Origin of the sequence: Polyangium sp. 6x1 (assembly GCF_029946515.1) — a bacterium.
In the GTDB taxonomy this organism is placed as follows: Bacteria; Myxococcota_A; Polyangia; order Polyangiales; family Polyangiaceae; genus Polyangium.
Genome location: NZ_JARZHH010000060.1, coordinates 18,310 through 42,060, shown reverse-complemented (window position 1 = coordinate 42,060; position 23,751 = coordinate 18,310). Strand labels below are relative to the sequence as shown.

General features: G+C 68.8%; 15 protein-coding genes and 1 pseudogene. 8 read left to right on the top strand and 8 right to left on the bottom strand.

Annotation, left to right across the window (positions count from 1 at the left end):
• Positions 1 to 2: 2 nt before the first annotated feature.
• Positions 3 to 2,048: a cation:proton antiporter gene (locus QHF85_RS37940; protein WP_281332307.1), complete on the top strand. Its 2,046-nt coding sequence runs from the start codon at positions 3 to 5 to the stop codon at positions 2,046 to 2,048.
• 141 nt (positions 2,049 to 2,189) lie between these two features.
• On the top strand, positions 2,190 to 4,808 hold the full coding sequence (locus QHF85_RS37935) for a PAS domain-containing sensor histidine kinase (protein WP_281332306.1): 2,619 nt from the start codon (positions 2,190 to 2,192) through the stop codon (positions 4,806 to 4,808).
• Positions 4,809 to 5,185: 377 nt separating this feature from the next.
• Here QHF85_RS37935 and QHF85_RS37930 read toward each other — a convergent pair whose 3' ends face one another.
• From QHF85_RS37930 to QHF85_RS37915, 4 genes are all read right to left on the bottom strand, one after another.
• Entirely contained in the window at positions 5,186 to 6,400 is a 1,215-nt protein-coding gene (locus tag QHF85_RS37930; protein ID WP_281332305.1) for an ammonium transporter, read from the bottom strand.
• Positions 6,401 to 6,542: 142 nt separating this feature from the next.
• Positions 6,543 to 7,508, bottom strand: a complete 966-nt coding sequence (locus QHF85_RS37925) for an MBL fold metallo-hydrolase (RefSeq protein WP_281332304.1) — start codon at positions 7,506 to 7,508, stop codon at positions 6,543 to 6,545.
• 116 nt (positions 7,509 to 7,624) lie between these two features.
• Entirely contained in the window at positions 7,625 to 9,097 is a 1,473-nt protein-coding gene (locus QHF85_RS37920; RefSeq protein WP_281332303.1) for a sigma-54 dependent transcriptional regulator, read from the bottom strand.
• A 26-nt stretch (positions 9,098 to 9,123) separates the two neighbouring features.
• Entirely contained in the window at positions 9,124 to 10,617 is a 1,494-nt protein-coding gene (locus QHF85_RS37915; RefSeq protein ID WP_281332302.1) for a HAMP domain-containing sensor histidine kinase, read from the bottom strand.
• Between the two features lie 287 nt (positions 10,618 to 10,904).
• Here QHF85_RS37915 and QHF85_RS37910 point away from each other — a divergent pair, with 287 nt between their 5' ends.
• The 4 genes from QHF85_RS37910 to QHF85_RS37895 all read left to right on the top strand — a co-directional run bounded on the left by QHF85_RS37910 (position 10,905) and on the right by QHF85_RS37895 (position 15,581).
• Positions 10,905 to 11,678: a YoaK family protein gene (locus QHF85_RS37910; protein WP_281332301.1), complete on the top strand. Its 774-nt coding sequence runs from the start codon at positions 10,905 to 10,907 to the stop codon at positions 11,676 to 11,678.
• A gap of 34 nt (positions 11,679 to 11,712) precedes the next feature.
• On the top strand, positions 11,713 to 12,150 hold the full coding sequence (locus QHF85_RS37905; RefSeq protein ID WP_281332300.1) for a hypothetical protein: 438 nt from the start codon (positions 11,713 to 11,715) through the stop codon (positions 12,148 to 12,150).
• Positions 12,151 to 12,236: 86 nt separating this feature from the next.
• Entirely contained in the window at positions 12,237 to 14,558 is a 2,322-nt protein-coding gene (locus tag QHF85_RS37900; RefSeq protein WP_281332299.1) for a PAS domain S-box protein, read from the top strand.
• A gap of 39 nt (positions 14,559 to 14,597) precedes the next feature.
• Complete coding sequence (locus QHF85_RS37895; protein ID WP_281332298.1) at positions 14,598 to 15,581, top strand: adenylate/guanylate cyclase domain-containing protein; 984 nt, start codon at positions 14,598 to 14,600, stop codon at positions 15,579 to 15,581.
• Positions 15,582 to 16,348: 767 nt separating this feature from the next.
• Here the strand turns inward: QHF85_RS37895 and QHF85_RS37890 are convergent.
• A complete protein-coding gene (locus QHF85_RS37890; protein ID WP_281332297.1) occupies positions 16,349 to 17,179 on the bottom strand; it encodes a substrate-binding domain-containing protein in 831 nt (276 codons plus the stop codon).
• A 116-nt stretch (positions 17,180 to 17,295) separates the two neighbouring features.
• On the opposite strand from QHF85_RS37890, the pseudogene QHF85_RS49850 reads away from it, so the two are divergent.
• Together QHF85_RS49850 and QHF85_RS37885 are read left to right on the top strand one after the other, a co-directional pair.
• Positions 17,296 to 18,135, top strand: a pseudogene (locus QHF85_RS49850) (molybdopterin-dependent oxidoreductase); the annotation flags it as partial.
• A 52-nt stretch (positions 18,136 to 18,187) separates the two neighbouring features.
• Positions 18,188 to 19,783 (top strand): molybdopterin dinucleotide binding domain-containing protein, encoded by a 1,596-nt coding sequence (locus QHF85_RS37885; RefSeq protein WP_281332296.1) that lies wholly within the window; start codon positions 18,188 to 18,190, stop codon positions 19,781 to 19,783.
• 445 nt (positions 19,784 to 20,228) lie between these two features.
• Here QHF85_RS37885 and QHF85_RS37880 read toward each other — a convergent pair whose 3' ends face one another.
• From QHF85_RS37880 to QHF85_RS37870, 3 genes are all read right to left on the bottom strand, one after another.
• Complete coding sequence (locus tag QHF85_RS37880) at positions 20,229 to 21,413, bottom strand: hypothetical protein (protein ID WP_281332295.1); 1,185 nt, start codon at positions 21,411 to 21,413, stop codon at positions 20,229 to 20,231.
• Entirely contained in the window at positions 21,413 to 22,354 is a 942-nt protein-coding gene (locus QHF85_RS37875) for a hypothetical protein (RefSeq protein ID WP_281332294.1), read from the bottom strand. The genes QHF85_RS37880 and QHF85_RS37875 overlap by 1 nt, the downstream gene beginning before the upstream one ends.
• Positions 22,355 to 22,435: 81 nt before the next feature.
• Positions 22,436 to 23,746, bottom strand: coding sequence for a copper oxidase (locus QHF85_RS37870; protein WP_281332293.1), 1,311 nt, complete (start codon positions 23,744 to 23,746; stop codon positions 22,436 to 22,438).
• Positions 23,747 to 23,751 lie beyond the last annotated feature (5 nt).

The following is a 23,751-nucleotide window of genomic DNA, read 5'->3' as shown; positions in this document are numbered from 1 at the left end:
GCATGGGACACATCCCCCTCCTCGATGAAATCGCCGTCATTGCCGCGCTCGGGGTGCTCGTCACGGTCATCCTCTCGCGCCTGCGCTTGCCGACCGTGGCGGGCCTGCTCTTCTCGGGCGCCCTCGTCGGGCCGTTCGGCTTCAAGCTCGTCCATTCGATTCACTCGATCGAGATCCTCGCCGAGGTGGGTGTCGTCCTTTTGCTCTTCACGATTGGCCTCGAGTTCTCGCTCGCGCGCCTGAAGAGCATCTTCCGGCAGGTCGCGCTCGGCGGGATCCTCCAGGTGGGTTTGACCACGGCCGTCGTGGCCGGCGTCGCCTCGGCGCTCGGACAACCCGCGGGGCGCAGCGTGTTTTATGGGTTCGTCTTCGCGCTCTCCAGCACGGCGATCGTGCTCCGAGCGCTCGCCGAGCGGCGCGAGCTCGACGCGCCGCACGGCCGCTTCATCGTCGGCACGCTGATCTTCCAGGACCTCTGCGTCGTGCCGATGGTCCTCATCGTCCCGATGCTGGGCACGGCCGGGCAGGGCGGCGACATGGCCCGCGAAATCGGCGTGGCGCTCGGCAAAGCCGCGGCCCTCGTGATCGCGACCGTCGTCGTCGCGCGCCTCGTCGTCCCGCGCGCGCTCCGGTGGGTCGCCGCGGCGCGGAGCCGCGAAGTCTTCCTGCTGGCCGTCCTCGCGCTCTGCGTGGGCACGGCGTGGCTCACGGCGAAGGCGGGGCTGTCCCTCGCGCTCGGCGCTTTCCTCGGCGGCATGGTCGTCGCCGACACCGAATACGGGCACCGGGCGATGGGCGACATGCTGCCGCTCCGGGACGCATTCGTGAGCGTCTTTTTCGTCTCGCTCGGCATGCTCTTCGACGTGCGGGTGGTGCTGGAGCAGCCGCTCCTCGTGCTGCTCCTTCTCGCGGGCTTCCTCGCGGCGAAGGGGTTCCTCGCGACGATCGCGGCCTTCGCCATGCGTTTCCCGGCGCGGGTCGCGTGGCTCGCGGGCGTCGGGCTCGCGCAGTTCGGCGAGTTCGGGTTCGTCCTCGCGCGGCTCGGCGAGAGCGCGGGCGTCGTCGATGCGAACGCCATGCGCCCGCTGCTCGCGGCAGGCATCACGAGCATGTTCCTCACGCCCGTCGTCGTGCGCGTGGCGCCGCATTTGACGGCAGGTGAGCGCCTGCTCTTGCCGCTCGAGCGGCTCATCGGCGTGCGCAGCATCGACGAGGCCGACGGAGGCGACGAGCACGCGCTCTCGGGGCACGTGGTGATCGTGGGGTACGGCGTCGCAGGCAAGCTCGTCGCGCGCGCGCTCGCGGCGTGCGGCGCGAAGTATGTGGTGCTCGAGCTCAACGCCGAGACGGTGCGCGTCGCGCGCGCGGCCGGCGAGCCCGTTTATTATGGCGACGCGACGAGCGAGGAGGCGCTCGGGCACGCGCACCTCGAAAAGGCCCGCGCGCTCCTGCTCCTCATGAATGATCCACAAGCCGCCCAGCGCGTGGTGGACACGGCGAGGCGCGTCGCGAAGGACGTGCCGATCCTGATGCGCGCGCGGTACATGCTCGAAAAGGAGCCGCTCCTTTCGATGGGCGCGACCGACGTGGTCGCCGAGGAGGTCGAGGGCGGCGTGGAGATCCTCGCGCGGCTGCTCCGCTGGCTCGACATCCCCCGCAACGTCATCGAGGAGCGGATCGACGACGTGCGCGCCTCGACGCAGACGACCGAGCGGGCCAAGGTCATCCCGCGGCGCTCGCTCGGCGAGCGCGCGGACCTCGCCGAGCTGAAAATCGAGAGCGCACTCGTGACCGAGGCGAGCGCAGCCGTCGGCCGATCCGCGGCCGCGCTCGGGGTGCGAAGGCAAACGGGTGCCCTCATCGTGGCCGTGCGGCGAGGGGGAAACCTCCTCGAACAGGCGGACCCGAACGAGCCCTTCGTGGTCGGCGACGTCGTGTATCTCGCGGGCGCGGTCGGCTCGGTGAAGAACGCGATCGATATGCTGACGCGCCCGCTCTCTCCCTCGACGCAGCCGGCCCCAACCGCCGGAGGCGAGCTCTCGCCCTGAACAAATCGTTTGCGAGCGCTCGGCTCTCCGGGGACGTCCCCCCAATCCCCCTACTCTCCGTGAGGTTTTCCTGGTAGGTTCTGGGGCCCACGCGGGCCTTCGTGCGGGCGTGCCCGAGGGACCTCGCGGGACGGGGGGGCCTTGCCGCGATCCATTGAACACCTCGTTTCCCTGGGGGCCACGCTGGCGCCCATCGCCGATGGGGTGCTCGTGGTCGACGCCGAGTACCGCCTCGCGTTCGACAGCGGCCCCGCACAGACGCTCGCGGGGCGCCCCGTCGCGACCGGCGAAGACATCCGGCCGCTGATGGCGGGAGCGACCGTGCGCCGGAAGGACGGTCGCATCCTGGCCTTCGGCGAGACCCCCCTCGCACGGGCGCTCGGCGGCGCCTCGGTCGTGGACGAGGTCATCTCGTGCGACGTCCCGGGCGCCGCCGATCGGCTGGTCGCCGTGACGGCGAGCCCCATCCGGGACGACGAGGGCGGGCTCTCCGGCGCGTACGCCCTGCTCCGCGACGTCACGAGCCGCGTGCGCGCCGAGGAGGCGCTGCGCGCGAGCGAAGCGCGATTCCGACACGTCGTAGAGGCGCTGCCGGACGTGGTGTTTTACCAGGACCTCGATCTCCGGTATGTCGAGGTCTACAACCCCTATCCGCCCATTCGCCGGGAGGACGTGATCGGCCGGACCGATTTCGACGTTTTCCCGCGGGAATCGGCCGAGGTGCTCACGGCGCTCAAGAAGGCGGTCCTCGCGACGGGGAAGGGGACGCGAATCGAGTCCTGGCTCCCGATCGGCGGCGAGCGGCGCTGCTTCGACACGGTTTTCGAGCCCCACCGCGACGCCGAGGGGCAGATCATCGGGGTCGCGGCGTTCGCCCGGGAGGTCACGGAGCGCAAGAGGGTCGAGGAGGCGCTCCGGCAGAAGACCCGGGAGCTCGAGGCCGTCTTTGCGGCGTTGCCCGATCTCTATTTCCGGCTCGACGCCGCGGGGACCTACCTCGATTGCAGGGCGGGGCGCGTGACGGACCTGTACCAGCCCGCCGAGCAGCTCCTCGGCAAACGTCTTCGCGACGTGCTACCGCCGGCGCTCGCCCATCGACTCGAAGCAGCGATCGCCGATGTGCTCACCACCCGAGGCCTCGCCACCTTCGATTACGATCTCACGTGGGCCGACCGAACGCTCTCGTTCGAAGCGCGGATGTTGCCCCTCGTCGAGGACCAGGTGATCGCGGTCGTCCGAAACATCACGGCCGAACGGCAAGCGGCGGCAGAGCGCGAGCGGCTGCTCCAGCGGATCGAGACCGAACGCGGGCTGCTCGAAGCGGTGCTGCGGCAAATGCCCTCCGGCGTGAACATCGTCGACGCGACGGGCAAGTTCCTCCTGACGAACGAACAGAGCACACGCATCGCCGGGGCCCCCCAGCTTGCCTCGAGCCTCACCGAATGCGAAGGCGCTCCTTTTTTCCGCGATGGAAAGCGATGCTCCCTCGAGGACTTCCCGCTCGCGCGCGCGCTCCGAGGCGAGGTCATGCAAGACGAGGAGTACACATTCGAGCGGCACCCCGACGACCCGATCGAGGTCAGCATCAGCGCGGCGCCCGTCGTGGATCGCGAGGGGCGCATCGTCGCAGCCGTGGGGGTGTTCTCCGACGTCACCGAGCGAAATCGAATGGAGCACGCGCTCGCGACCGCGCGCGCGCAAGCCGAGCGCAAGGCAGCCGAGCTGCGCGCGCTCCTGCGGAGCATGGCCGAAGCCGTGCTCGTCATCGACGGCCAGGGCAACGTGATCGTGCAAAACCAGGCGAGCCGCGTGATCGGCGGCGACGTGACGACCCATGTACGCGAGATCCTCGCCTACATGCGCTTGCTCTCGCCCGCCGGCGTGCCCTTGCTCTGGGAGGAATACCCCTCCCAGAGGCTGCTCCGAGGCGATACCATCACCGACGTCGAATACCTGGTCGAATTCCGGGACGGATCCCGCCGCCACATCCTCGCGAGCACGAGCGCGGTGCAGGACGCAGACGGCTCGATCGCCCTCGGCATCGTCGTCTCGCGCGACATCACCGAGCTCCGGCAGCTAGAACAGGCAAAGGAAGACGTGCTACACGCCATTTCGCACGACCTGCGCCAGCCCATCACGGTGATGATGTCCGCCGCGCTGTTGCTCCAGCGCACGCTCTCGCGCGCCGGGATGGAGCGCGAGGTGCACGTCGCCGACCGCGTCGTCGGCAGCGCCAGGCGAATGGCCTCGATGATCGACGACCTCGTCGACTCGGCGCGGCTCGACTCGGGCCAGCTCATCCTCCACACCGAGCCGTGCGATTTCCTGCGCCTCGTCGAAGACATCGTCTCGCGCGCATGGACAACGCAAGACCAGGCGCGCCTGCGGCTCGCCCGCCCGCCCGACGCGCTGCCCCCCGTGATCCTCGACGCAGCGCGCTTCGAGCGCATCTTCGTCAACCTCGTCGGCAATGCACTCAAATACTCCCCCCCCGAGGAGCCCGTGACGATCGACATCGAGGCACGGAACACGGAGATCGCAGTCGCCGTACGAGATCGAGGCTACGGCGTGCCACCCGAGGAGCTCCCCCACCTCTTCGAGCGCTATTACCGCGCACGGACAGGCAAAAAGATCGATGGCCTCGGGCTCGGTCTCTTCATCGCCCGCCAGTTCGTCGAGGCCCACGGCGGCCGCATCTGGGTCGAGAGCGAAGTCGGCAGAGGCAGCACGTTCATGTTCACGTTGCCGCTTTCACGTTGAGCGTGGGTTCATCGGGGGCGCCGCGCCGGGGCTCTGCCCCGGGCCCCGCGGGGGCTGTTCGCCCCTCGACCCGAACCAGGGCCAGCCCTGGACCTCAGGGGGAAGAACTGCGCGAAGCGCAGTTCTTCCCACAGGCCGGTGGGACCGCGCTGCCCGTTGAAACGGCAGCGCTGCTGTTTTGCGGTGGGACCGCCTTGCCGGCTGAACCGTCAGCGCGGCGGTCTTGGCTGGCAGGATCGCCTGTGGTCTTGACCCGGCTGTTCGATGAACTGCGCATTGCGCAGTTCATCGACCCCCAGTCCAGCGCGGGCGCTGGTCCAGGTCCAGGAGCGGACAGCTCCTGGTGGGGCCTGGGGCAAAGCCCCAGCGATGCGCCCTCACGACGCATACCCTGTCTCGCCGTGCTCGGTAGCGTCGAGGCCTTCGCGCTCCTCGTCTGCGGCGACGCGCAGACCGATCAGCTTGTCGATTCCTTTGAGCAGGAGCCATGTGACGATCGACGCATAGAGGCCGACGACGACGATGCCGGCGAGCTGGGGCCAGAGTTGTGCGACGTTGCCTGCGAGTGCGCCGTCTCGGCCGGCGTCGTTCAGGGCTTTTTGTGCGAAGACGCCTGTGAGGAGTGCGCCGATGGCGCCGCCTACGCCGTGCACGCCGAAGGCGTCGAGGGCGTCGTCGTAGCCGAGTCGCTCTTTTCCTACGACGGCGAAGTAACATGCTGCGCCTGCGGTTACGCCGATGATGGCGGCTGCGGCTGGTGAGACGAAGCCGGCGGCGGGGGTGATTCCGACGAGGCCTGCGACGAGACCTGAGGCGACGCCGAGTGCTGTGGGTTTGCCGCGTTGCCACCATTCCACGGCGAGCCAGCCGAGTGCGCCTGCGGCTGCGCCGACGTGTGTCGTGACGAGGGAGAGTGCGGCGAGGGCGCCGGAGCCGAGGGCGCTGCCTGCGTTGAAGCCGAACCAGCCGAACCAGAGGATGCCTGCGCCTGTGAGCGTCATCGTCAGGTTGTGGGGCTGGTGGCGCTCGTGCGGATAGCCGACGCGTTTGCCGAGGACCACGGCGCAGACGAGCGCTGAGGCGCCGGCCGACAGGTGCACCACGGTGCCGCCTGCGAAATCGAGGGCGCCCATCTTGTAGAGCCAGCCGCTCTCGCTCCAGACCCAGTGCGCGACGGGGTCGTAGACGAGCGTCGACCAGAGCAGGACGAATGCGGCATATGCGGGAAAACGCATGCGCTCGGCGAAGGCGCCGGCGACGAGGGCCGGGGTGATGACGGCGAACATCATCTGGAATGCGCAGAATGCGAGGTGCGGCACGGTCCCTCGGGCCTCTGTTGCGAGTGGCGTGAGCCCGGCATAACCGAGACCGCCGACGAGCCCGCCGATCGAGGGACCGAATGCGAGTGAGTACCCGAAGAGCACCCACTGGAGCGTCACGATGGGCAGCGCGGCGAAGGCGTGCATCAGCGTGGACAGCACGTTCTTGCGCCGCACCATCCCGCCGTAGAAGAGGGCGAGGCCCGGCGTCATGAAAAGTACGAGGGCCGTGGAGACGAGGAGCCAGGCGGTGTCGCCCGTATCGACCTTCATGCTCGATCGATACACCCCTCCATGTTTCGTGAAGGTTTCCGCAGTGCGTCACGCGACGCGCTTTCCGGTCCGGACAGAGGAAACGCGCGGCGCGTGTATGTCCCTGTAGGAGGGCCCTGCCGTTTGCGGGGGGCGCGGATGGCTACTTCGGGGCTGCCTTCGCGGCTTGCTTTCGCCAGACCTCTTCGAGGCCGACGTCCAGGAAAACGTCGTAATCGAGCCCGGGATATGCCTTCATCATGCGATCCTTCACTCGATCGATCGCTCCTGCCGGCGGCGGCATCGTGGGTTTTTCCTTTGCCACTTCGTCGAGCAATCGCCGCAGATAGCCCGTCTCCCATGCGAGGAGGTCTGCACCGCCCGTCTTGCCACGGCCCGGATGCACGAAGCGGGGCTTCATCGCCGCGATTTCCCCGAGCCGATCGATCCAGGCCTCCGTCTCGCCGATCTCGACCCAGGCGTGTGTCCCTTGCCCCACGAGATCCCCCACGAACACGTGCCCGTCGTATTCGATCACCACGTGCGCCTCGGAGCAACCCGCGCCGAGCACGTGCGCCTTCACCGTCACCCCGCCGGCCGAGAGCTCTTGCGTCGCGTCGCCGAAGCTCTCCGGCTTGGGCGGGTCCTTCGGGTAATCGGGCGCGTACCGCGCCGCGAACGAGCGCGTCCGGATCTCGTGCACGTGCGGGATCTTTGCGAGCACTTGCGCTGACGTCACCACCCGGATGCCCCGCGCCTGGAACGTCGCCGTGCCATTGAATTTGTCCGGATTGGGGTGCAGGACGATCGCGAGCTCGACCTTCTTGCCCGTGAGGGATTCGGCCTGCTGGAGGAGCTCCTCCGAGGCGGAGGGCAAAAACTGGGTATCGATGACGATGAGCCCCTTCGGGCCCTCGATCCAGAACGAGTTCGTATCGAAGCCCCACGGAATCGAGGTGTAGACGCCGATGCGCGGGTCGGCCTCGATGCGCGCGGACGTGCCGGTTTTCCGGGGTCGGGCCGACGTGGCCGCGTCGGGGGACGTCGAGGCGGCGCCGCCGCAGGCCAGAAGGGACGCGCCGAGGAGCAGCACGCCGAGGACGCGCGACGTGAAACGGGAAAGACGCATGGGCCGAGGGTATCCGCCATCAGGGGATGCCGTGCAAGACGGAATGTCTTTCGGCGATCCGCAAGGGTATCCCCGTTGACCTTCCGCGTCGTCCGGCGTTCACCGGCGCGCGAACGTCATGCCTTGAAATCGGCGCCCGAGAGTCCGTGCTTGCGGAGCAGGTCGTGGAAGTCGGTGCGGTTGCGCCCGGCGAGCTTGGCCGCGGCGCTGACGTTGCCGCTGGCGCGGCGGAGGGCCTCGACCAGATAGGCGCGCTCGAAGGAGTCCCGCGCGGCGCGCAGCGGCGGCAGCGGGGCTTCGGGATCGCCGAGGCTCGCGAGCCCGAGCGGCGGATCCTCCTCGGTTGGCTCGATCGGCGTTTCCGCGGAGAGCGTCGCGGGCGGGCGGACGGGCGTCGCGAGCGTGGCGAGGATGTGCTGCGGGCGAATGCGTTCTTCCTGGCAAAGCAGGATGGCGCCCTCCATGACGTTCGCGAGCTCGCGGACGTTGCCCGGCCAGGAATGGGCGAGCAGCACGCGCATCGCGTCGGGCGAGAGGTAAGGCTCGGGCAGGCTGTACCGCGCGGCCGAGCGGCGCAAGAAGAGCTCGGCGAGCAGCGGGATGTCGTCTTTTCGCTCGCGCAGCGGCGGCAGGACGATCGGCACCACGTGCAGGCGATAAAAGAGATCCTCCCGGAAGCGCCCGGCGGCGACCTCGGCGCGCAGATCGCGGTTCGTCGCGGCCACGATGCGCACGTCCGCGTCCTCCTCGGTCGCCGAGCCGACCTTCGAAAAACGCTTCTCCTGGAGCACCCGGAGGAGCTTGACCTGGACCGGCGCCGGGGCCTCGCCGATCTCGTCGAGCAGGAGCGTCCCGCCGCGCGCCGCGGCAAACAGGCCGTCTTTGTCGCGGCTCGCGCCCGTGAACGCGCCGCGCACGTGCCCGAAGAGCTCGCTCTCCAAGAGCTCCGCCGGCAGCGCCCCGCAGTTCACGGCGACGAACGGCCGCGCTTTGCGCGCCGAGAGCGCGTGGATCGACCGCGCCGCGAGCTCTTTGCCCGTGCCCGACTCGCCGAGCAGGAGCACGGTCGCGTCCGCGGGCGCCACGCGGGCGATCCGCTCGCGCACGGCCGCGATGTTCTCGCTCGTGCCGAGCAGCCGGTTGTCGCTCGACGTGTCCCCCATGATGCGCCGCAGGCCCGCCACCTCGCGCTTGAGCCGCCCGCTCTCGATGGCGTGCGCGAGCTTCTGGAGCAGCTCGTAGTCCTGGAAAGGTTTGGTCAGAAATCCGTACGCGCCGCGCTGGATCGCGAGCACCGCGGTCTCGATCGTGCCGTGCGCCGTCAGGATGATGACCGGCAGATCGGGCGAACGTTTCTGCAGCTCGCCGAGCACCTCGATGCCGTCGGCGTCCTCGAGGCGCAGGTCGAGGATGATCGCGTCGATGTTCGCTTGCTCCAGCGCTTCGAGCCCGCCCCGGGCCGACAGCTCCGTGCTGACGCGATATCCGTGGTGCTCCAGGCGGTAGGCGAGCAGCTCGCAGAGGTGAGGCTCGTCGTCGATGACGAGGATGTGCGGGCGCGGGTGGGTGTCGAGCTCGTCCTTCCGCATGGTTTGCCTCGGCGCGTCTGGTTTTATCACACGTGCGCGGGAAGGGCGCGCGACGGTGGCTCGACGTCGTCGAGGGGCAGCCACATGCGGAACACCGCGCCGCCCGCCGGGTCGTCGGCGGCTTCGATGTCGCCGCCGTGCGCCCGCGCGATTTCCCGGGCGAGCGCGAGGCCGAGCCCGATGCCCACGCGCTTCGGCGAGCTGTCCACGCTGTGCGTCACGAACGCGTCGAAGATGACGGAGCGGATCTCGGGCGGGATGCCCGGTCCTTGATCGACGACGCTGATCTGCGCCCAGGAGCCGGTGATCCCGCCGGGTCCCTCGGGCACGAGGTCGCGGCGGACCCGCACGTGCTGGCCTTTTTTCGAGACGGCGACGGCGTTGCGCACGATGTTCGCGATGGCGCGCTCGACGAGCACCGTGTCGAGCAAGGCCTTGGCCGCCTCGCCGGGCGTCTCGACGTCGACGGTGACGCCGCGCTCGCGGGCCTCGTCGTCCTCGTCGCGCACGGCGCTCCAGAGGACCTCGTCGACGGAGGCGCCGGGCTTGCGTTGCAAGGGCACGCCGGCGCGGAGGCGCGAGAGATCGAGCAACGTCGTCACGGTGCGGATCTCGCGCTCGCAGGCGACCTGCGCGATCTCCACGATACGCCCCTGCCGCTCGTTCAGCTTGCCGCCCGCGCCGTCGGCGAGGAGCGCGAGCGCCTCGCGGATCTTCGTGAGCGGCGTGCGCATCTCGTGCGAGACCGACGCGAGAAACCCTTGTTTCAGCGATTCGAGCTCGGCGAGGCGGCGTCGCATCACCTCCATCTCCTCGGCGAGCTCGTAGACCTCGCGCGGACCTTGCGCCTCGATCGTGACGGTGAAGTCGCCGCGCCCCACGCTGCGCACGCTCGACGAGAGCGAGGCGAGGGGCTGCGTCACCGTGCGCGCGAGTCGATGCGCGAGCAGGACGGACACGACGCACGCGACGAGCGCGAGCACGATGCCGCCCGACAGCGCCGAGCCGGCGGCGCGGCCCGACTCCTCGTCCTTGCGGAGGAGCGCGGAGTGGAGCTCGAACATGCGCGAGATCCAGGCGTCTGTGAGCATCTCGTCGAGCCGCTCGCGCTCGAGGCGCGTGGTGGTCGTGAGCAGGTGGGCGCAGGTGTCGCCCGACGAGACGCGGGAGGCGAGCGCCTGGTAGCCGCGGACCGGCTCCAGCATGGATTCGCGCACGGGTTTGCCTGCCGCCGCGAGCACCGCGTCGAGATTTGCCGATCGTTGCCGGATGACGCGCGCCGCGTCGTCGGAGGAGCGCCCGTGCTCGCAGTCCACGGCGCCGTGCCGCACGGCGATCTCGACGGCCCACGCGGCGCGGTGGACGGCCTCTTCCGTGTTCAGCGACCCGAGCTCGGCGTCGCGCACTTCCTTCAGCGACGAGCTGATCTGCGCGAGCGAGCCGAGCATGACGACGAGCGCGCAGACCATGAGTCCGACGGGGAGCGCGTGCGAGAGGACGAGCCGCGAGACGAGCCGCATCGAGGAGAGCTCCGAGAGAAGGCGAGAGCCGGAAATTCGTGGATCCGTGGATCGTGGAGCGTGCCGGACATGAGCTGACACGGCGCTCGGCCCGGCGCCATTGTCGCTGATCCCCGACACTGTCGGAGACGACCGTCGATGCGGCGTCGGTGGAGCCCGACGAGCGAGGCCGGTTCAAGGGCGGCGCCCCTGCATTCTGCGGCGATCCGCCCCTGGCACGTTCCGTGAAAATGCAGCGTCGGCCCGAGGGAGTGACCCTCCATCGAACTCTCGACGAAGGGATGTTGATGTCCGTCGCGCTTCACACGAGTTCCACGATTTTCTCGATGCGCCACGTGCCGAGCTGGATCTTGCTCGCGCTCGCCGCGGGGAGCGTCAATGCGGGCGCGTTTCTGGCTTGCCAGAGGTTCGTCACGCACATCACGGGGCTCACGACCCAGCTCGGCATCGACGCGGGGTTATGGGAGCTGATGGCCGAATACGGCGTCGTGGTGCTCTGCTTCATCGCGGGCGCCGCGTCGTCGGTGCTCGCGCTGCAGGGGCGCCGCCAGCGCGGCAAGCAGCCACTCCACGCCGCGCCGCTGCTCTTCGTGTCGCTGATGCTCGCAGGCGTCGCGGTCGCGGGTCACGCGGGGCTCTTCGGGCCCTTCGGCGCGTCGGTCGAGGAGCCCTCGGACTTTTTGCTGCTGTCGCTGCTCAGCTTCGCCATGGGGCTGCAGAATGCGACGGTCTCCACCGCCACGGGGCTCGCTGTCCGCACGACCCACGTGACGGGCCCGGCGACGGATCTCGGCGTGCAGCTCGCGAGCTCGTTTTTCACGCTCGGCGAGGCCCGGCGCACGGCGCTGCAGGGCGCGATGCTGCGCGCGGGAAAGATCATCGCATTCGCGCTCGGCGCGGCCTTGATGGTCCCCGCCGTGCGCGCCGCCGGTTATCTCGCGTTCCTGATCCCGGGGGCGTTCATCCTGACCGCCACCGTCTTGAGCTTCATCCCGGGCCTGAGCGTCGAGGCTCCCCCTTCGCGGGAGCCCTCGCTCAGCCGGGACCACCGCATCGCTTAGCAACCAGCCATCGATTGACGAGGGCCACGATCCCATGAACGACGAAGCCGTGACGACGTTGCCGAATTTCCAGTCGCGGGACGCTGTCCCGTTCGCGCGAACGGAAAGAGCGGCGAAGAGCGAGAAACCGGCCGCGCTCGCGAATGCCGAGCTCGTGGTGGCGCGCGCCGAGGGCATCCACGCCCAGATCATCCAGCAATCGCGCCTGCTCTCGGCCGTGTGCTTCTTCGTCGCGTCGGCCCTCGCCGTCTGGGACCTCTCGACGACCTTCATGATCGTCTTCCTCGCGCTCGCCGTGGTCGTGTCCTTGGCGAGCCGGATCCTGGCCTTGCGCGCGTTCCGAGGCGAGATCGAGCGAACGGCGCGCGCGCAGGGTTTGGCAGAGGACGCCGCGCTCGTCGTGGCGGCGAAGAGCACCGCGGCGTTCCGCGCGAAGCGTGGAGAGCCGGACGCGTTCGGCGTCGATTCGTAGAAGCGCGCGCGCCCGCCCGCGCGCTCCTTTCTCGCCGCGCGTCCTGACGGTATCCGGAGCTCCGCCTAGATTCCTTGCGGGGCGAGGTGACCGAACGCGAGCGAGCGGACCGGAGGGCGTGGGAAGGCGAGATGTTCCGGCTCCTCGCCGAGAACGTCGTCGATTACGCCGTTTTCGTCACGGATCCGCGCGGCGTCGTCCTCAGCTGGAGCAAGGGCGCCGAGCGGCTCCTCGGTTATCCCGAGGACGAGGTCGTCGGCCGGTCGTCCGACCTCTTCTTCACGCCTTCGGACATCCAGAGCGGCACACCCCAGCTCGAGCGCGACCAGGCCCAGGCGACCGGCCGCGGGGACGATGACCGCTGGCACGTCCGCAAGGACGGCACGCGATTCTGGTCGTCCGGCGTCACCAAGCCGCTCCGGGCCGAGGATGGGAGCCTCCACGGCTTCGCGAAGATCCTGCGGGACCGCACCGACCTCCGGCGGCTCCAGGAAGCGGACCGCGAGCGGGAGCGGCAGCTCGAGCTCCTGACCAACCACGTCCCCGTCTTGATCGCCCATTGCGACAAGGACCTCCGTTACAAGTACGTCAACAGGCCTTATGCCGCCCGCTTCAAGCTCTCGCCGAGCGAAGTCGAAGGCCGAACCATCCGCGACGTCCTCGGCGACGCCGCGTACGCGACCATCGAGCCGCACGTGGAGGCCGTCCTCCGCGGCGAGCGGGTCGAGTTCGAGGTCGAGCTCCTTTATCAATGCCTGGGGCCGCAGATCATGCGGTGCGCGTACGATCCCGAGTTCGACGAGGAAGGCCACGTGACGGGGTTCGTCGCGGCCATCGTCAACGTGACCGAGTCCCAGCGGGCGAGGAGGGCCCTGCGCGAGACCGAGGAGCGGCTGCGGACCCTCAGCGACAACCTGCCGCGGGGAGCGATTTATCAACTGCTCGCCGAGCCGACGGGGCAACGGCGATTTCTTTATGTCAGCGCCGGCGTCGAGGCGCTCCTCGGCGTCACGCCTGCCGAGATCCTGGCGGACGCCTCGGCCCTCTACAATCTGGTCCACGAGGACGATCGCGCCCGCATGCTGGAGCAGGAGGCCGCCGTCGTGAAGGGCCTCATCCCATTCGACATGGAGTATCGATTGTGGACGCGCTGGGGCAGCATCGTATGGATTCATTGCCGCTCGGGTGTCCGCCGGCTTCCGACCGGCCAGATCATATGGGAAGGCATGTTCCTGGACGTGACGACCCGCAAGGAGGCCGAGCAGGCGCTCCGCGACGCCGATCGCCGCAAGGACGAGTTTTTGGCAATGCTGGCTCACGAGCTCCGCAATCCCCTGGCGCCGATCCGGAACGCCGCCCAGATCTTGCAGCTCGTCGGCAATGCCGAGCCGCGGATCGAGCGGTCGACGGCGATCATCGAGCGCCAGGTCCAGCACATGGCGAGGCTCGTCGACGACCTGCTCGACGTCAGCCGAATCCGGAGCGGAAAGATCAAGCTGCAAAAGGCGCGCGTGGACGTCGCCGCGGTCGTGGGGCGGGCCCTCGAGACGGCGCGGCCGCTCCTCGACGCCCGCAAGCACGAGGTCTCGGTCGAAACGCCGGCCGAGCCTGTCTGTGTCCACGCCGATCCGACGCGGCTCACGCAGATGGTCGAGAACCTCCTGACGAACGCGGCCAAGTACACCGAGGAGCGCGGGCGAATCACGGTCACCGTCGAGCGTACGGGGGACGTCGTATCCATCCGGGTGCGGGACACCGGCGTCGGCATTCCTCTGGAAATGCTGACCCGGGTCTTCGACCTCTTCACGCAGGTCGAGCGCTCGCTCGCCCGGTCGGAGGGCGGGCTCGGAATCGGGCTGACGCTCGTGAAAAACATCGCCGAAATGCACGGCGGTACGGTCGAAGCCCGCAGCGAGGGGCGAGGGAAGGGCAGCGAGTTCATCGTCCGGCTGCCAGTCTTGCCGGACGCGGAGCCGCCGTCGGAGCCGGCGCCCTCGGCGAGCAGCCGCCCCACGGGGCCGCGCCGCATTTTGGTCGTGGACGACAACGTCGACGTCGCGGAGAGCCTCTCGATGCTCCTTGGAATCGCGGGGCACGAGGTGGTCACGGCCCACGACGGGAGTGCCGCCCTGGAGGCGGCGCGTGCCTTTCAGCCCGAGGTCATCTTGCTCGATATCGGTTTGCCCGGGATGAACGGATACGAGGTCGCCCGCCGGCTCCGGCAGGACCCCGCCCTGCGCGAGACCATTCTCGTCGCATTGACGGGCTACGGCCACGAGGAGGTTCGTCGGCAAGCGAAGGAGGCCGGTTTTACCGCCCATCTGGTGAAACCCGTCGATCTCGCCACGCTGGAGGGCGTGCTCGCGTCAGCCGAGGCGTCTTCGCAACCCCAGCGCGCAAAGAGCTAGGCGGGACGGATCTTTCGGGCTACCCTGCTTCCGCCCACGATGAAGCTCGACTTCGATGCGATGAGCCTGACGGAAATCATCCGGCTCCAGACCCAGCTCTCGCAGGTCCTCACGCGGCGGTTCGAGAAGCCGCTCGCCCTCGGCTTCACCGACATCGTCGGGTCCACGGCATATTTCGCGCGCTTCGGGGACGAGGCGGGCAGGGCGCTGCAGCAGCTCCATCACGATCTCCTCGGGGAGTCGATCCAGCCATTCGGCGGGCGGATCGTCGACGTCGCGGGCGACGGCGCGTTCACCTGTTTTCCGGACGTCGAGAAGGCCGTGAGCGGGCTCGTCGTGTTCCTGGAGCGCGCATTGCGGGAGAACGAGACGCGGGCGCGGGATCATCGGCTCGTGGTGCGGCTCGGCGTGCACTTCGGGCCGGTGCTGACCGACGGCGTGATCGTGTCGGGCGACGCGGTGAACCTGTGCGCGCGCATCGCCTCGACGGCAGAGCCCGACGAGCTGCGCCTCTCGGCGCCAGCCCTGCGCGAGTCGCCGCCCGGCCTGCGCATGCGCGTCTGGCCCGTGCCCCCCGTGGTCGTCCGGGGGCACGAAGGGCCACTCGTGCTCTTCCGCTTCGATTGGCGCGACGAACACCGCCTCCCAGGAAGCGTGCTCGTGCGCGAAACCGGCGACACCTTCGTTTTGCCACGGCAGGACCTCCTCAGCTTCGGCCGGCTCCGCGGGGAGGAGGGGACGCGGGCGAACGACGTCGTCCTTTCGCTCCGTGACAAGCAGCTCGAGCAGCTCGTGAGCCGCTTTCATTTCGAGCTTCGGCGCAAGCCCGAGGGATACGTGCTGCGGCCCGTCTCGCGGCAGCCGACGGAGGTCGACGGGCGGCTGATCGGAATGGACCAAGAAGCACCGATCCTACCCGGCTCGGTCGTGCGGCTCTCCAAGGCCGTGACGCTCGAGTTCAAGGCGAGGCCAGAGGCGAGCCTCGGGAACGCTTCCCCGACGATCGAGCCGAAATCAGGGTAATGGAAAACTCGAGGGCGCTTCGCTGGGGCTTTGCCCCAGGCCCCACCAGGGGCTGTCCGCCCCTGGACCCGGACCAGCGCCCGCGCTGGACTGAGGGTCGATGAACTGCGCGGTGCGCAGTTCATCGAACACCGAGGCAAGATCGGTGAGGGAGGCCGCCAACGGAGGCGGCTTCGATCGATCGGTAAGCTCGTCCCAGGTCTGGTTACGGGTCCGTGGGAGGTCGACGTCGATGCGCGCGAGGCGCGTGGGCACGTCTCCGAGGCGTGTGGGCGCAGGAAAATGACGCGTGGGCGGGGAGCAAAGGCGCGCGTGGGAGGCGGCGAGGCGCGCGCGCGCGAGGTCGAGACGCGCGTGCATGACGTGGAGCTTGTGCTGGCGTGTCTTGAAGGCGCGTGCACGCGACTTGGAGACGCGTGGGCACGAGGGGAAGGCGCGCGCACGCGACCCTGGAGACGCGCGCACGCGACCCTGGAGACGCGCGCACGCGACTTGGAGACGTGCGCACGCGACTTGGAGACGTGCGCACGCGACCCTGGAGACGCGCGCACGCGACCTTGGAGACGCGCTCAGGTGGGGTACGGCTTCGACGGGCAACGTTGTCCCTGGTCTTGCCACCGGCCTGTGGGAAGAACTGCGCATCGCGCAGTTCTTCCCCAAAAGGTCCAGGGCTGGCCCTGGTTCGGGTCGAGGGGCGAACAGCCCCCGCGGGGTTCGGGGCAGCGCCCCGGCGGGGCGGCCTGCGATGAGCTCCTTCCGCGAGCTCGTCAGCGCGATTCGGGCGTGAACAGCGGCTCCCCGCTGGCCTTCACGCCGAATGCGCCGATGATAGCGCGTCCCTCGCTCGAAAGCAGAAACTCCGTGAATGCCCGCGCCCCGTCTGCGTTCCCCCCTGCGCTGGCCTTCGGCTCGATCACCGCATACGTATTTCGGAGCGCCGCATCGCCCTGGAACACGATGGCTAGCTTCAAATCTTTTTGCTTGGTTACGAACGTCGCGCGATCGCTCAGCGCGAACGCGCCCTCGTCCGATGCGCGCTCCAAGGTCTCGCCCATCCCGGCGTTCGCCCGCAGGATGAAGGCGCTGTTCGTGCCGATCCCCGTGGCCTTCCACAGCGCCATTTCGCGCTGGTTCGTCCCGGAGTCGTCCCCGCGGGACACGAACGAGCGGCCCGACGACGCAATGCGGCGTAGCGCCTCCTGCACGTCCCCTGCGCCGGCCACGATGCCCACCTGATTGGCCGGCCCGACGAGCACGAACTCGTTGTGCATGAACGGGCTTCGCCGCCCCACCTCGCCCGCGGCGACCGCTGCTTGCTCCTCGGCCGGCGCGTGCGTGATGGCCACGTCGGCTGTTCCTTCTCGGAGCGCGCGGAGCGCCTTGCCCGACCCGAGTGCATTTACCTCGACGCGGTAGCCCGTCTTCGCCTCGAACGCGGGGAGCAGCTCGTCGAGCAGGCCTGCGTCTTTCAGGCTCGTCGTCGTCGCGAGCTGGAGCGCGCGCCCTCCTGCGGGCTGCTTTCCGCAGGAAATGCAGATGAGGGCGAGCAAGAAGAACACCCACAGCGAGCCGAAGGAGCGTCGAGACAGCGCGTGCATGGCGCCGCGACTCTACCACTTCGCGTTTGCCCGGTCTGCCCTCGTGTTCGCTGGCGGGCTTGCTCGCAAGGCCCTTGTTTTTCGATCGCTCCCCGGCGCATGATCCCGTCCTGAACATGGGGAGCGACTCGAACTTTTCGCGTCGGGGTTTCCTGAAACTGTCGGCCGCGACGAGCGCGGCGGCGGGGCTCGTGTCCGGCTGCGAGGCCACTGCGCCTCTGCCTCCGCCCGAGCCTGCGCGCGCTGCCCTCGATCTCACCCGAAACTCCGGGGCGCTTGCGCCCGACGAGGTCGTTCGCGCTGCTTGCCAGTTTTGCAACTCCCTTTGTGGCCTTCGGGTTCACAAGAAGGGCGGGCGTATCATCGACATCAAGGGCGAGACGGCCGATCCGGTCCAGGAGGGCAACCTCTGCGTCAAGGGCCCGATGATGGCGCAGATCGTCTACAACCCGCACCGCATTCGCACGCCGCTGCGGCGCGTCTCCGGCGCGAAAGGCTCTGCCGATTCTCGCTTCGAGCCGCTCGGCTGGGATCAGGCCCTCGCCGAGATCGCGAAGAAGCTCGTCGAGATTCGCGACACCACCGGGGCTGCCGGCGTCGCGAGCAAGACGTCGGGGCGGCTCGCGCGCGGCGTCGGCTCCATCATTGGCCGGTTCTTCGATCTCTACGGCTCGCCCAATGCGACCGACGTCGGCCCCGTCTGCAACGACGCGGGCGGCGATGCGCTCGCCTGGACCCTCGGCCTCGGCAACTTCACGAATGGCTACGGCAAGGATGGTCTCACCGGCCAGGAGGACCTCGGCAGCTCGAAGTTTTTCCTCTTCTTCGGCACGAACCAGGCCGAGACGCACCCCGTCACGTTCGAGCACCTCCTCCGTGCGCGCGCGCGCACCGGCGCGAAGCTCGTCGTCGTGGACCCGCGGCAAACCCCGACCTCGGCGTTCGCGGACCAGCACGTCGCCATCCGCCCGCACACCGACATGGCGCTCGTGTACGCGATGCTTGCGCATGTCATCCGGCAAAAGCGTCTACGACGCGGCGTTCGTCGAAAAATGGGTCGTCGGGTTCGACGCGCTCGTCAAGCACGTCGAGGCGCAAGGGTTTTCCCCGGAGTGGGGCGAGCGGATGACGACGGTCCCCGCGAGCACGATCCGCGCGCTCGCGGAGGCGTATGCCTCGGCCCGCCCCGCGGCGATCTTCTGCAATGCGGGGATCTCGCATCAGATGAATGCGTTTCACACCTACCGGGCGATGGCGTTCCTCGCGGCGATCACGGGCAACGTCGGCAGGCCGGGCGGCGGGTGCAATTTCATGCACAACACCTGGCCGGGGGATCTCCGTTTGCCCCCGATCCGCGGCGAGGTCCCGGAGAAGAAGGGACCCGGGCTGCTCGGGCCCGATACGTTCCCGCGCGCGATCCTCGAGGAGGATCCCTACCGCCTGCGCGCCGTGTTCCTCATGGGAAACCCCCTCGTCGACGGCGCGAACGCGGCGCGGGTGCGCGCGGCCTACGAAAAACTCGAGCTGCTCGTCTATCCGGCCCTCTTCCTGGAGGAGCCCGCGCTCTTCGCCGATTACGTGCTCCCGGTCCCGAGCGTGCTCGAACAGGAGTGCGTCTACATGCGGCGCGACGACCGCGGCATTCGCTGGTCAGACAAGGCCGTCGACCCGATCGGCGAGGCGCGGCCCGACATTCACCTCTGGATCGACCTCGCCCACGCGATGGCCGAGGTCGACAAGAAGCATTCGCCTTCGTACTGGAAAGACAACCTCCCGGCGGCGTGGAAAGACTACCGCACGCTCTGGGACGAGGTTTTCGTGAAGAACACGCCGGGCATGGGCGGGATGACCTCGAAGCGCCTGCGCGAGCGCACCGAGCCGCTCCGCTGGCCTTGCCCCTCCGAGGATCACCCGGGCACGAGCACGCTGTACCTCGACCATCCCTCCTGGGCGTCCGTGGCGAGCGCCCTCGGACACGCGGGAAAACGTTTCTTCACGCCGAGCGGGAAAATCGAGATCTTCACGCCGCAGATGCACGAAAAACTCGCCCGCGCCGGGCACGCGGCGCTCCCGCCCTTTTATTCGCATCCCGAGGTCGGCGCCGGCGTCCCGACGGTGGAGCACCTCGCCGAGAAGGTCCCGAACCCGCTCCACCCCGGCTCCTCCACGCCGCGCGTCAAGCTCGGCGTACCGCCGAACGAGGGCGCGCGCGCCGGGTTTCCGCTGCTCGGGATGATCGGCCGGCCAAGCGTCGTCCATTTCGCGACGATGACGCAATGGACGCAGACCGGGAAGCTGATGAACGGAATCCGGCTCGTGCAAATTCACCCCCGCGCAGCGGCGCGCGCAGGTATCCGCGACGGAGACGCAATCCGGGTGGAGAGCCCGCGGGGAGCGATCGGGGCGACAGCACTCCTCTTCGACGGCATTCGCGAGGACACGATCTTCGTCCCAAACTTCTTCGGACCCGCGCAGAAGGTCGGCGACGATCTCGGCCTGCCGCGGTACGAGCCCGCAAACGTGCTGCTCGACGATCGGCATTTCGACACGCTGTCGGGACAGCAGGCGTACAAGTGTTTTGCGTGCCGTGTCGTCCGCGTTTGAGGTTTTTGGATCGCCTCGCCGGGGCGCTGCCCCGGGCCCCGCGGGGGCTGTCCGCCCCTCGACCCGGACCAGGGCCAGCCCTGGACCTCTGGGCATCGACTGCGCTTCGCGCAGTCGATGCGGGGAGAGTTTTTAGGCTGTTCGCCCCCTCTTTGCAGGGCCAGCCCTGGACCTTTTGGGGAAGAACTGCGCGATGCGCAGTTCTTCCCACAGGCCGCCGCTGGTACCGCGTCGCCCGTTGAACCCTCAGCGCGGCTGTCTCGGTTGGCAGGGTCGGTTGCGGTCTTGACCTGGCCCGTTCGATGAACTGCGCATCGCGCAGTTCATCGACCCCGAGTCCAGCGCTTGCGCTGGTCCGGGTGCAGGGGTGGACAACCCCTGCTGGGGCCTGGGGCAAAGCCCCAGCGAAGCGCTCCCCGATGAAACCCATGCGCAGCGCAGCCCGTCATCGCGCGAGTTTCTCCACCGGCACGTGGAACGTCGCGCGCAGGAGTCCCAGCCACGACTGCGTCGTGCCGGGCTCCTCGATCGGCGCCGTATCGTACGCGGTGAAATAACCCGCGGCCGAGACCGCGCAGAACCGCGTCGCCCACCAGCGAATCGCTGCTGACGCGCTCGTCGCCCCGCCGGGTTCGACGTCGCGTGCGCCTTCTCCGAGCGAGAGCCGCTCGAATCGCCCTGCGAGCTCCAGCGCGCCGATGCCCCATTTGCGCCCCGGCCTCTCCGTCGGCCAGATTCCCGGCGCGCGACGTTGCCCCGAGAGCATCCATGCGACCTCGACGAACCCTCCGAGCGACCGGACGGCGTCCTGCGGGACGCGCGGCGTTTTGGGATTGCCGTCCGTGTCCTTGGCGCGGCTCTCCTTGGCGAACCCGATTTCCCCGAGGATCCGCACCGGCCCGAGATATGCGGCCGTGTGCGCCTCGGCGACGTACCGCGGGCCATATACCGTGGCGGATCGATAAAAGATGAATCCGTCGGCGGTCGTCCCCCGGACGCCGAGCCGATCCTCGGCGCTCTCTGCGTGAAACCCTGCGCCCACGCGCAAGCCGAGGGGCGGCGCGCCTTTCGCCCGTGGATCGGCACGCCCGAGGGCCACGTCGAGCCGCGCGTCGACCGCGAAATCGCTGTTGTCGTTGCCGAGCACGCTGCCCGACCCATTGCCGACGCGCAGCCATGCTTCGAGTGGCAAGCGCGGCGTGGGTAGCCGGTGCACCTCGAATCCCACGTCGCGCCCGGGCCAGAGCGCGCGGACGATCATGGCGCGCTCGGGGACGGGGAGCATCCACACGGGCTCGTCTCGCGCCGACGAGAAGAGCGGCGTTTTGCGCGCGCCGAGGCTCAGCTCCCACGACGACGAGGGCCGAACGGAGACATAAGCGTCGAGCAGCGCCGGTTTTTCTTGGGCCCATTCGGCTTGCGCGAACGCGTGGAACCAGGGCGTGAAATCGGCGCGCGCGCCGAGGCGGAGGCGCGCAACGGCAAAACCGTCTTCGCCCTCCACGCGCTCGGCGGAGTGGAGCCGCGCGTCGATGTCTCCCTGAAAGAGGGCCTGCACCCGCGGCCCTTCGGCGCGGGCGACGGCCGGTGAGAGCAAGAGTGCCGCGAGGGCGAATCCACGACACCACATCAATCGACCGGCAGGATCCGCAGGAAATGGGTCACGCCGTCCTCCTCGATGCCGTCGTGATCGGCGAGGAAGAGGCGCTTGTTCTCCGCGTCGTACGCGACGCCGCGGACCTCCTGGAAGCCGCTCGCGAACTCGCTCCAGTCCCCACCGCCGATGATCTGGCGGACGCTGCCGTCCTTGCCGCCGGTGAAGAACGTGCCATTGGGGCCCGTGGTCAAGAGATCGGGCCCCGTGATCTGCGCGATGACCGCGAGCTCGGCCGGGTTTGCGATGGGCGCGCGATACACGTTGCCCGTCTCTTGCTCGGTGACGATGAATTCGCCGGCGACCGCGAGCACGCCCACGGGCTTTTTCAATCCCGTCATGACCTCGGCCTCCGTGCCCGCGAGATCGAGCTTCGCGACGCTGCCGAGCTTGATGCCGTTCATCGCGACGAAGAACGTATCGTACAGCGTGCCCTCCTCGGACACGGAGAGGCCGATGCGGCGGCGGAGCGGATCGAGGTTCGGGACCACGCCGTTCGTCCCGTCGGGCTTTGCGTACACGACGTCGCCCGCGGTGCCGCCGCCGAACCTGGGCACGACGAGCGTGCCGTCCTTCATCTTGACGACCTGGCCGAGCCCTGCGCTGTCGGGCGGCGCGGACGGTAGCTCCGCGGCGAGCCCGAGCCCTGCCGTATCGGTCCACGACAGGATCCGATTGCCATTGTCGTCGGCGATGAAGAGCGTGGCCGTGTCCGCATCCCAGAAGAGCCCGTTCGGGTCGGCGTCGAGCGCGATGCTCGTGGGCCCGCGATTCACGGTGACCCCGCTCCCGCCGCCCGTGCTCGCGCCGGAGCCGGAGCCCGATCCCGCGTCGGAGGGCGATCCGCCGCCCCCACACGCGGAGACCATGCCGAGGAGCGCGAGGCCCGCGAGGCTCGTGAACATTGGATGGTGCATGAATGTTTGTCCTCCCTTGCCCCATGGAACAGCACGGGGCGGGGAGGGGCAAGATGCTTGTCGTGGAGGGGCGCCGCGCGCTCAGCCGAACGTCGCGTCCGGATCGATCCCGTCCGCTTTCATGCGCGATGCATCCGCTCGATCCGCCACGGTCCCGTTTGGGTGCTGATACCAGCCTTTGGGATCCGCGGTCTCGGGATCGTCGCGGACCTTCAGGATCGTGAACATGCCGCCCATGTCGATCGACCCGAACGGACCGGGCCCGCCGCCCATGGGGATCGAGTTTTTCGGCACGGGCATTCCCATCTCGGCCATGTCGCCCATGCCCGTTTGTCCCATCGTCATGTAGCTCGGCACGAGGCTCTGCATCCTCGGATCGATCTTCCGCGCGTCCGCGCCGACCATGACCGGCATTCCGTGGCCCATCTGGTTCATCACGTGATGGGTCATGTGGCAATGGAAGGCCCAGTCGCCGAGCTCGTCGGGGACGAACTCGATGACGCGCGTGCTGCCGACGGGCACGAGGACGGTGGTCTCCGGATGACGCGCGGCGGCCGGAATCTCGCCGCCGTCGGTCCAGGTGGTCTCGAAGGTCAGGCCGTGGAAATGGATCGGGTGGTGATCCATCGCCGAGAGGTTGCCGAACCGGATGCGCACGCGCTCGCCGCGGCCCACGACGAGCGGTTCGGTCCCGGGGAATGCCTTCGAGTTGAACGTGAGCACGTTGAAATCGGTCATCTCGTTCGGATCGGGGCGGCGTGAGCCCGGCGTGATCTTCCACTCGTGCGACATCAGCACGAAATCCCGATCGACGGGCGGCCCCTTCGGTCGCTTCGGGTGCACCACGATCATCCCCATCATCCCGAGCGCCATCTGCGTCATCTCGTCGTAATGGGGGTGATACATGTACGTGCCGGCGTGCCGGAACGTGAAGTCGTAGACGAACGTCTCGCCGGGCTTGATCGGGCGCTGGTTCAAGCCGGACACGCCGTCCATTCCGTTCGGCAAGATCACCCCGTGCCAGTGCACCGTGGTCGGCTCGGGGAGCTTGTTCGTCACGTAAAACCGGACGTGATCGCCCTCGACGACCTCGATCGTGGGCCCGACGGTCCTGCCATTGTAGCCCCAGCAATCGCCCTCGAGCCCCGGCGCGAACGTGTGCTTCACGGGCATCGCGACCAGGTGGCCGATCTTCACGCCGTCCTTTTCTCGGAGCGGCAACGTCACGCCGTTCGGCGTGGTGACGGCGACCTGTCCGCCGGGGAAAACGGCGCGTTTCGGGGAGGGGCGCGAAGGCGCGGCGGCGGGCTTGGCGTTTTGGGCGAAGGCCTGCGAGGCGAGCAGGGCTCCCCCGGCGGCGACTCCGAATTGAACGAATTTGCGGCGATCCATGGTGT

Excerpts from the sequence above, each read along its gene's own strand:
- QHF85_RS37940 (WP_281332307.1), top strand. The coding sequence starts at position 3 with ATGGGACACATCCCCCTCCTCGATGAAATCGCCGTCATTGCCGCGCTC.
- QHF85_RS37930 (WP_281332305.1), bottom strand. The coding sequence starts at position 6,400 with ATGAAGGTCGATACGGGCGACACCGCCTGGCTCCTCGTCTCCACGGCC.
- QHF85_RS37925 (WP_281332304.1), bottom strand. The coding sequence starts at position 7,508 with ATGCGTCTTTCCCGTTTCACGTCGCGCGTCCTCGGCGTGCTGCTCCTC.
- QHF85_RS37920 (WP_281332303.1), bottom strand. The coding sequence starts at position 9,097 with ATGCGGAAGGACGAGCTCGACACCCACCCGCGCCCGCACATCCTCGTC.
- QHF85_RS37915 (WP_281332302.1), bottom strand. The coding sequence starts at position 10,617 with ATGCGGCTCGTCTCGCGGCTCGTCCTCTCGCACGCGCTCCCCGTCGGA.
- QHF85_RS37910 (WP_281332301.1), top strand. The coding sequence starts at position 10,905 with ATGTCCGTCGCGCTTCACACGAGTTCCACGATTTTCTCGATGCGCCAC.
- QHF85_RS37905 (WP_281332300.1), top strand. The coding sequence starts at position 11,713 with ATGAACGACGAAGCCGTGACGACGTTGCCGAATTTCCAGTCGCGGGAC.
- QHF85_RS37895 (WP_281332298.1), top strand. The coding sequence starts at position 14,598 with ATGAAGCTCGACTTCGATGCGATGAGCCTGACGGAAATCATCCGGCTC.
- QHF85_RS37890 (WP_281332297.1), bottom strand. The coding sequence starts at position 17,179 with ATGCACGCGCTGTCTCGACGCTCCTTCGGCTCGCTGTGGGTGTTCTTC.
- QHF85_RS37885 (WP_281332296.1), top strand. The coding sequence starts at position 18,188 with ATGTCATCCGGCAAAAGCGTCTACGACGCGGCGTTCGTCGAAAAATGG.
- QHF85_RS37880 (WP_281332295.1), bottom strand. The coding sequence starts at position 21,413 with ATGTGGTGTCGTGGATTCGCCCTCGCGGCACTCTTGCTCTCACCGGCC.
- QHF85_RS37875 (WP_281332294.1), bottom strand. The coding sequence starts at position 22,354 with ATGCACCATCCAATGTTCACGAGCCTCGCGGGCCTCGCGCTCCTCGGC.
- QHF85_RS37870 (WP_281332293.1), bottom strand. The coding sequence starts at position 23,746 with ATGGATCGCCGCAAATTCGTTCAATTCGGAGTCGCCGCCGGGGGAGCC.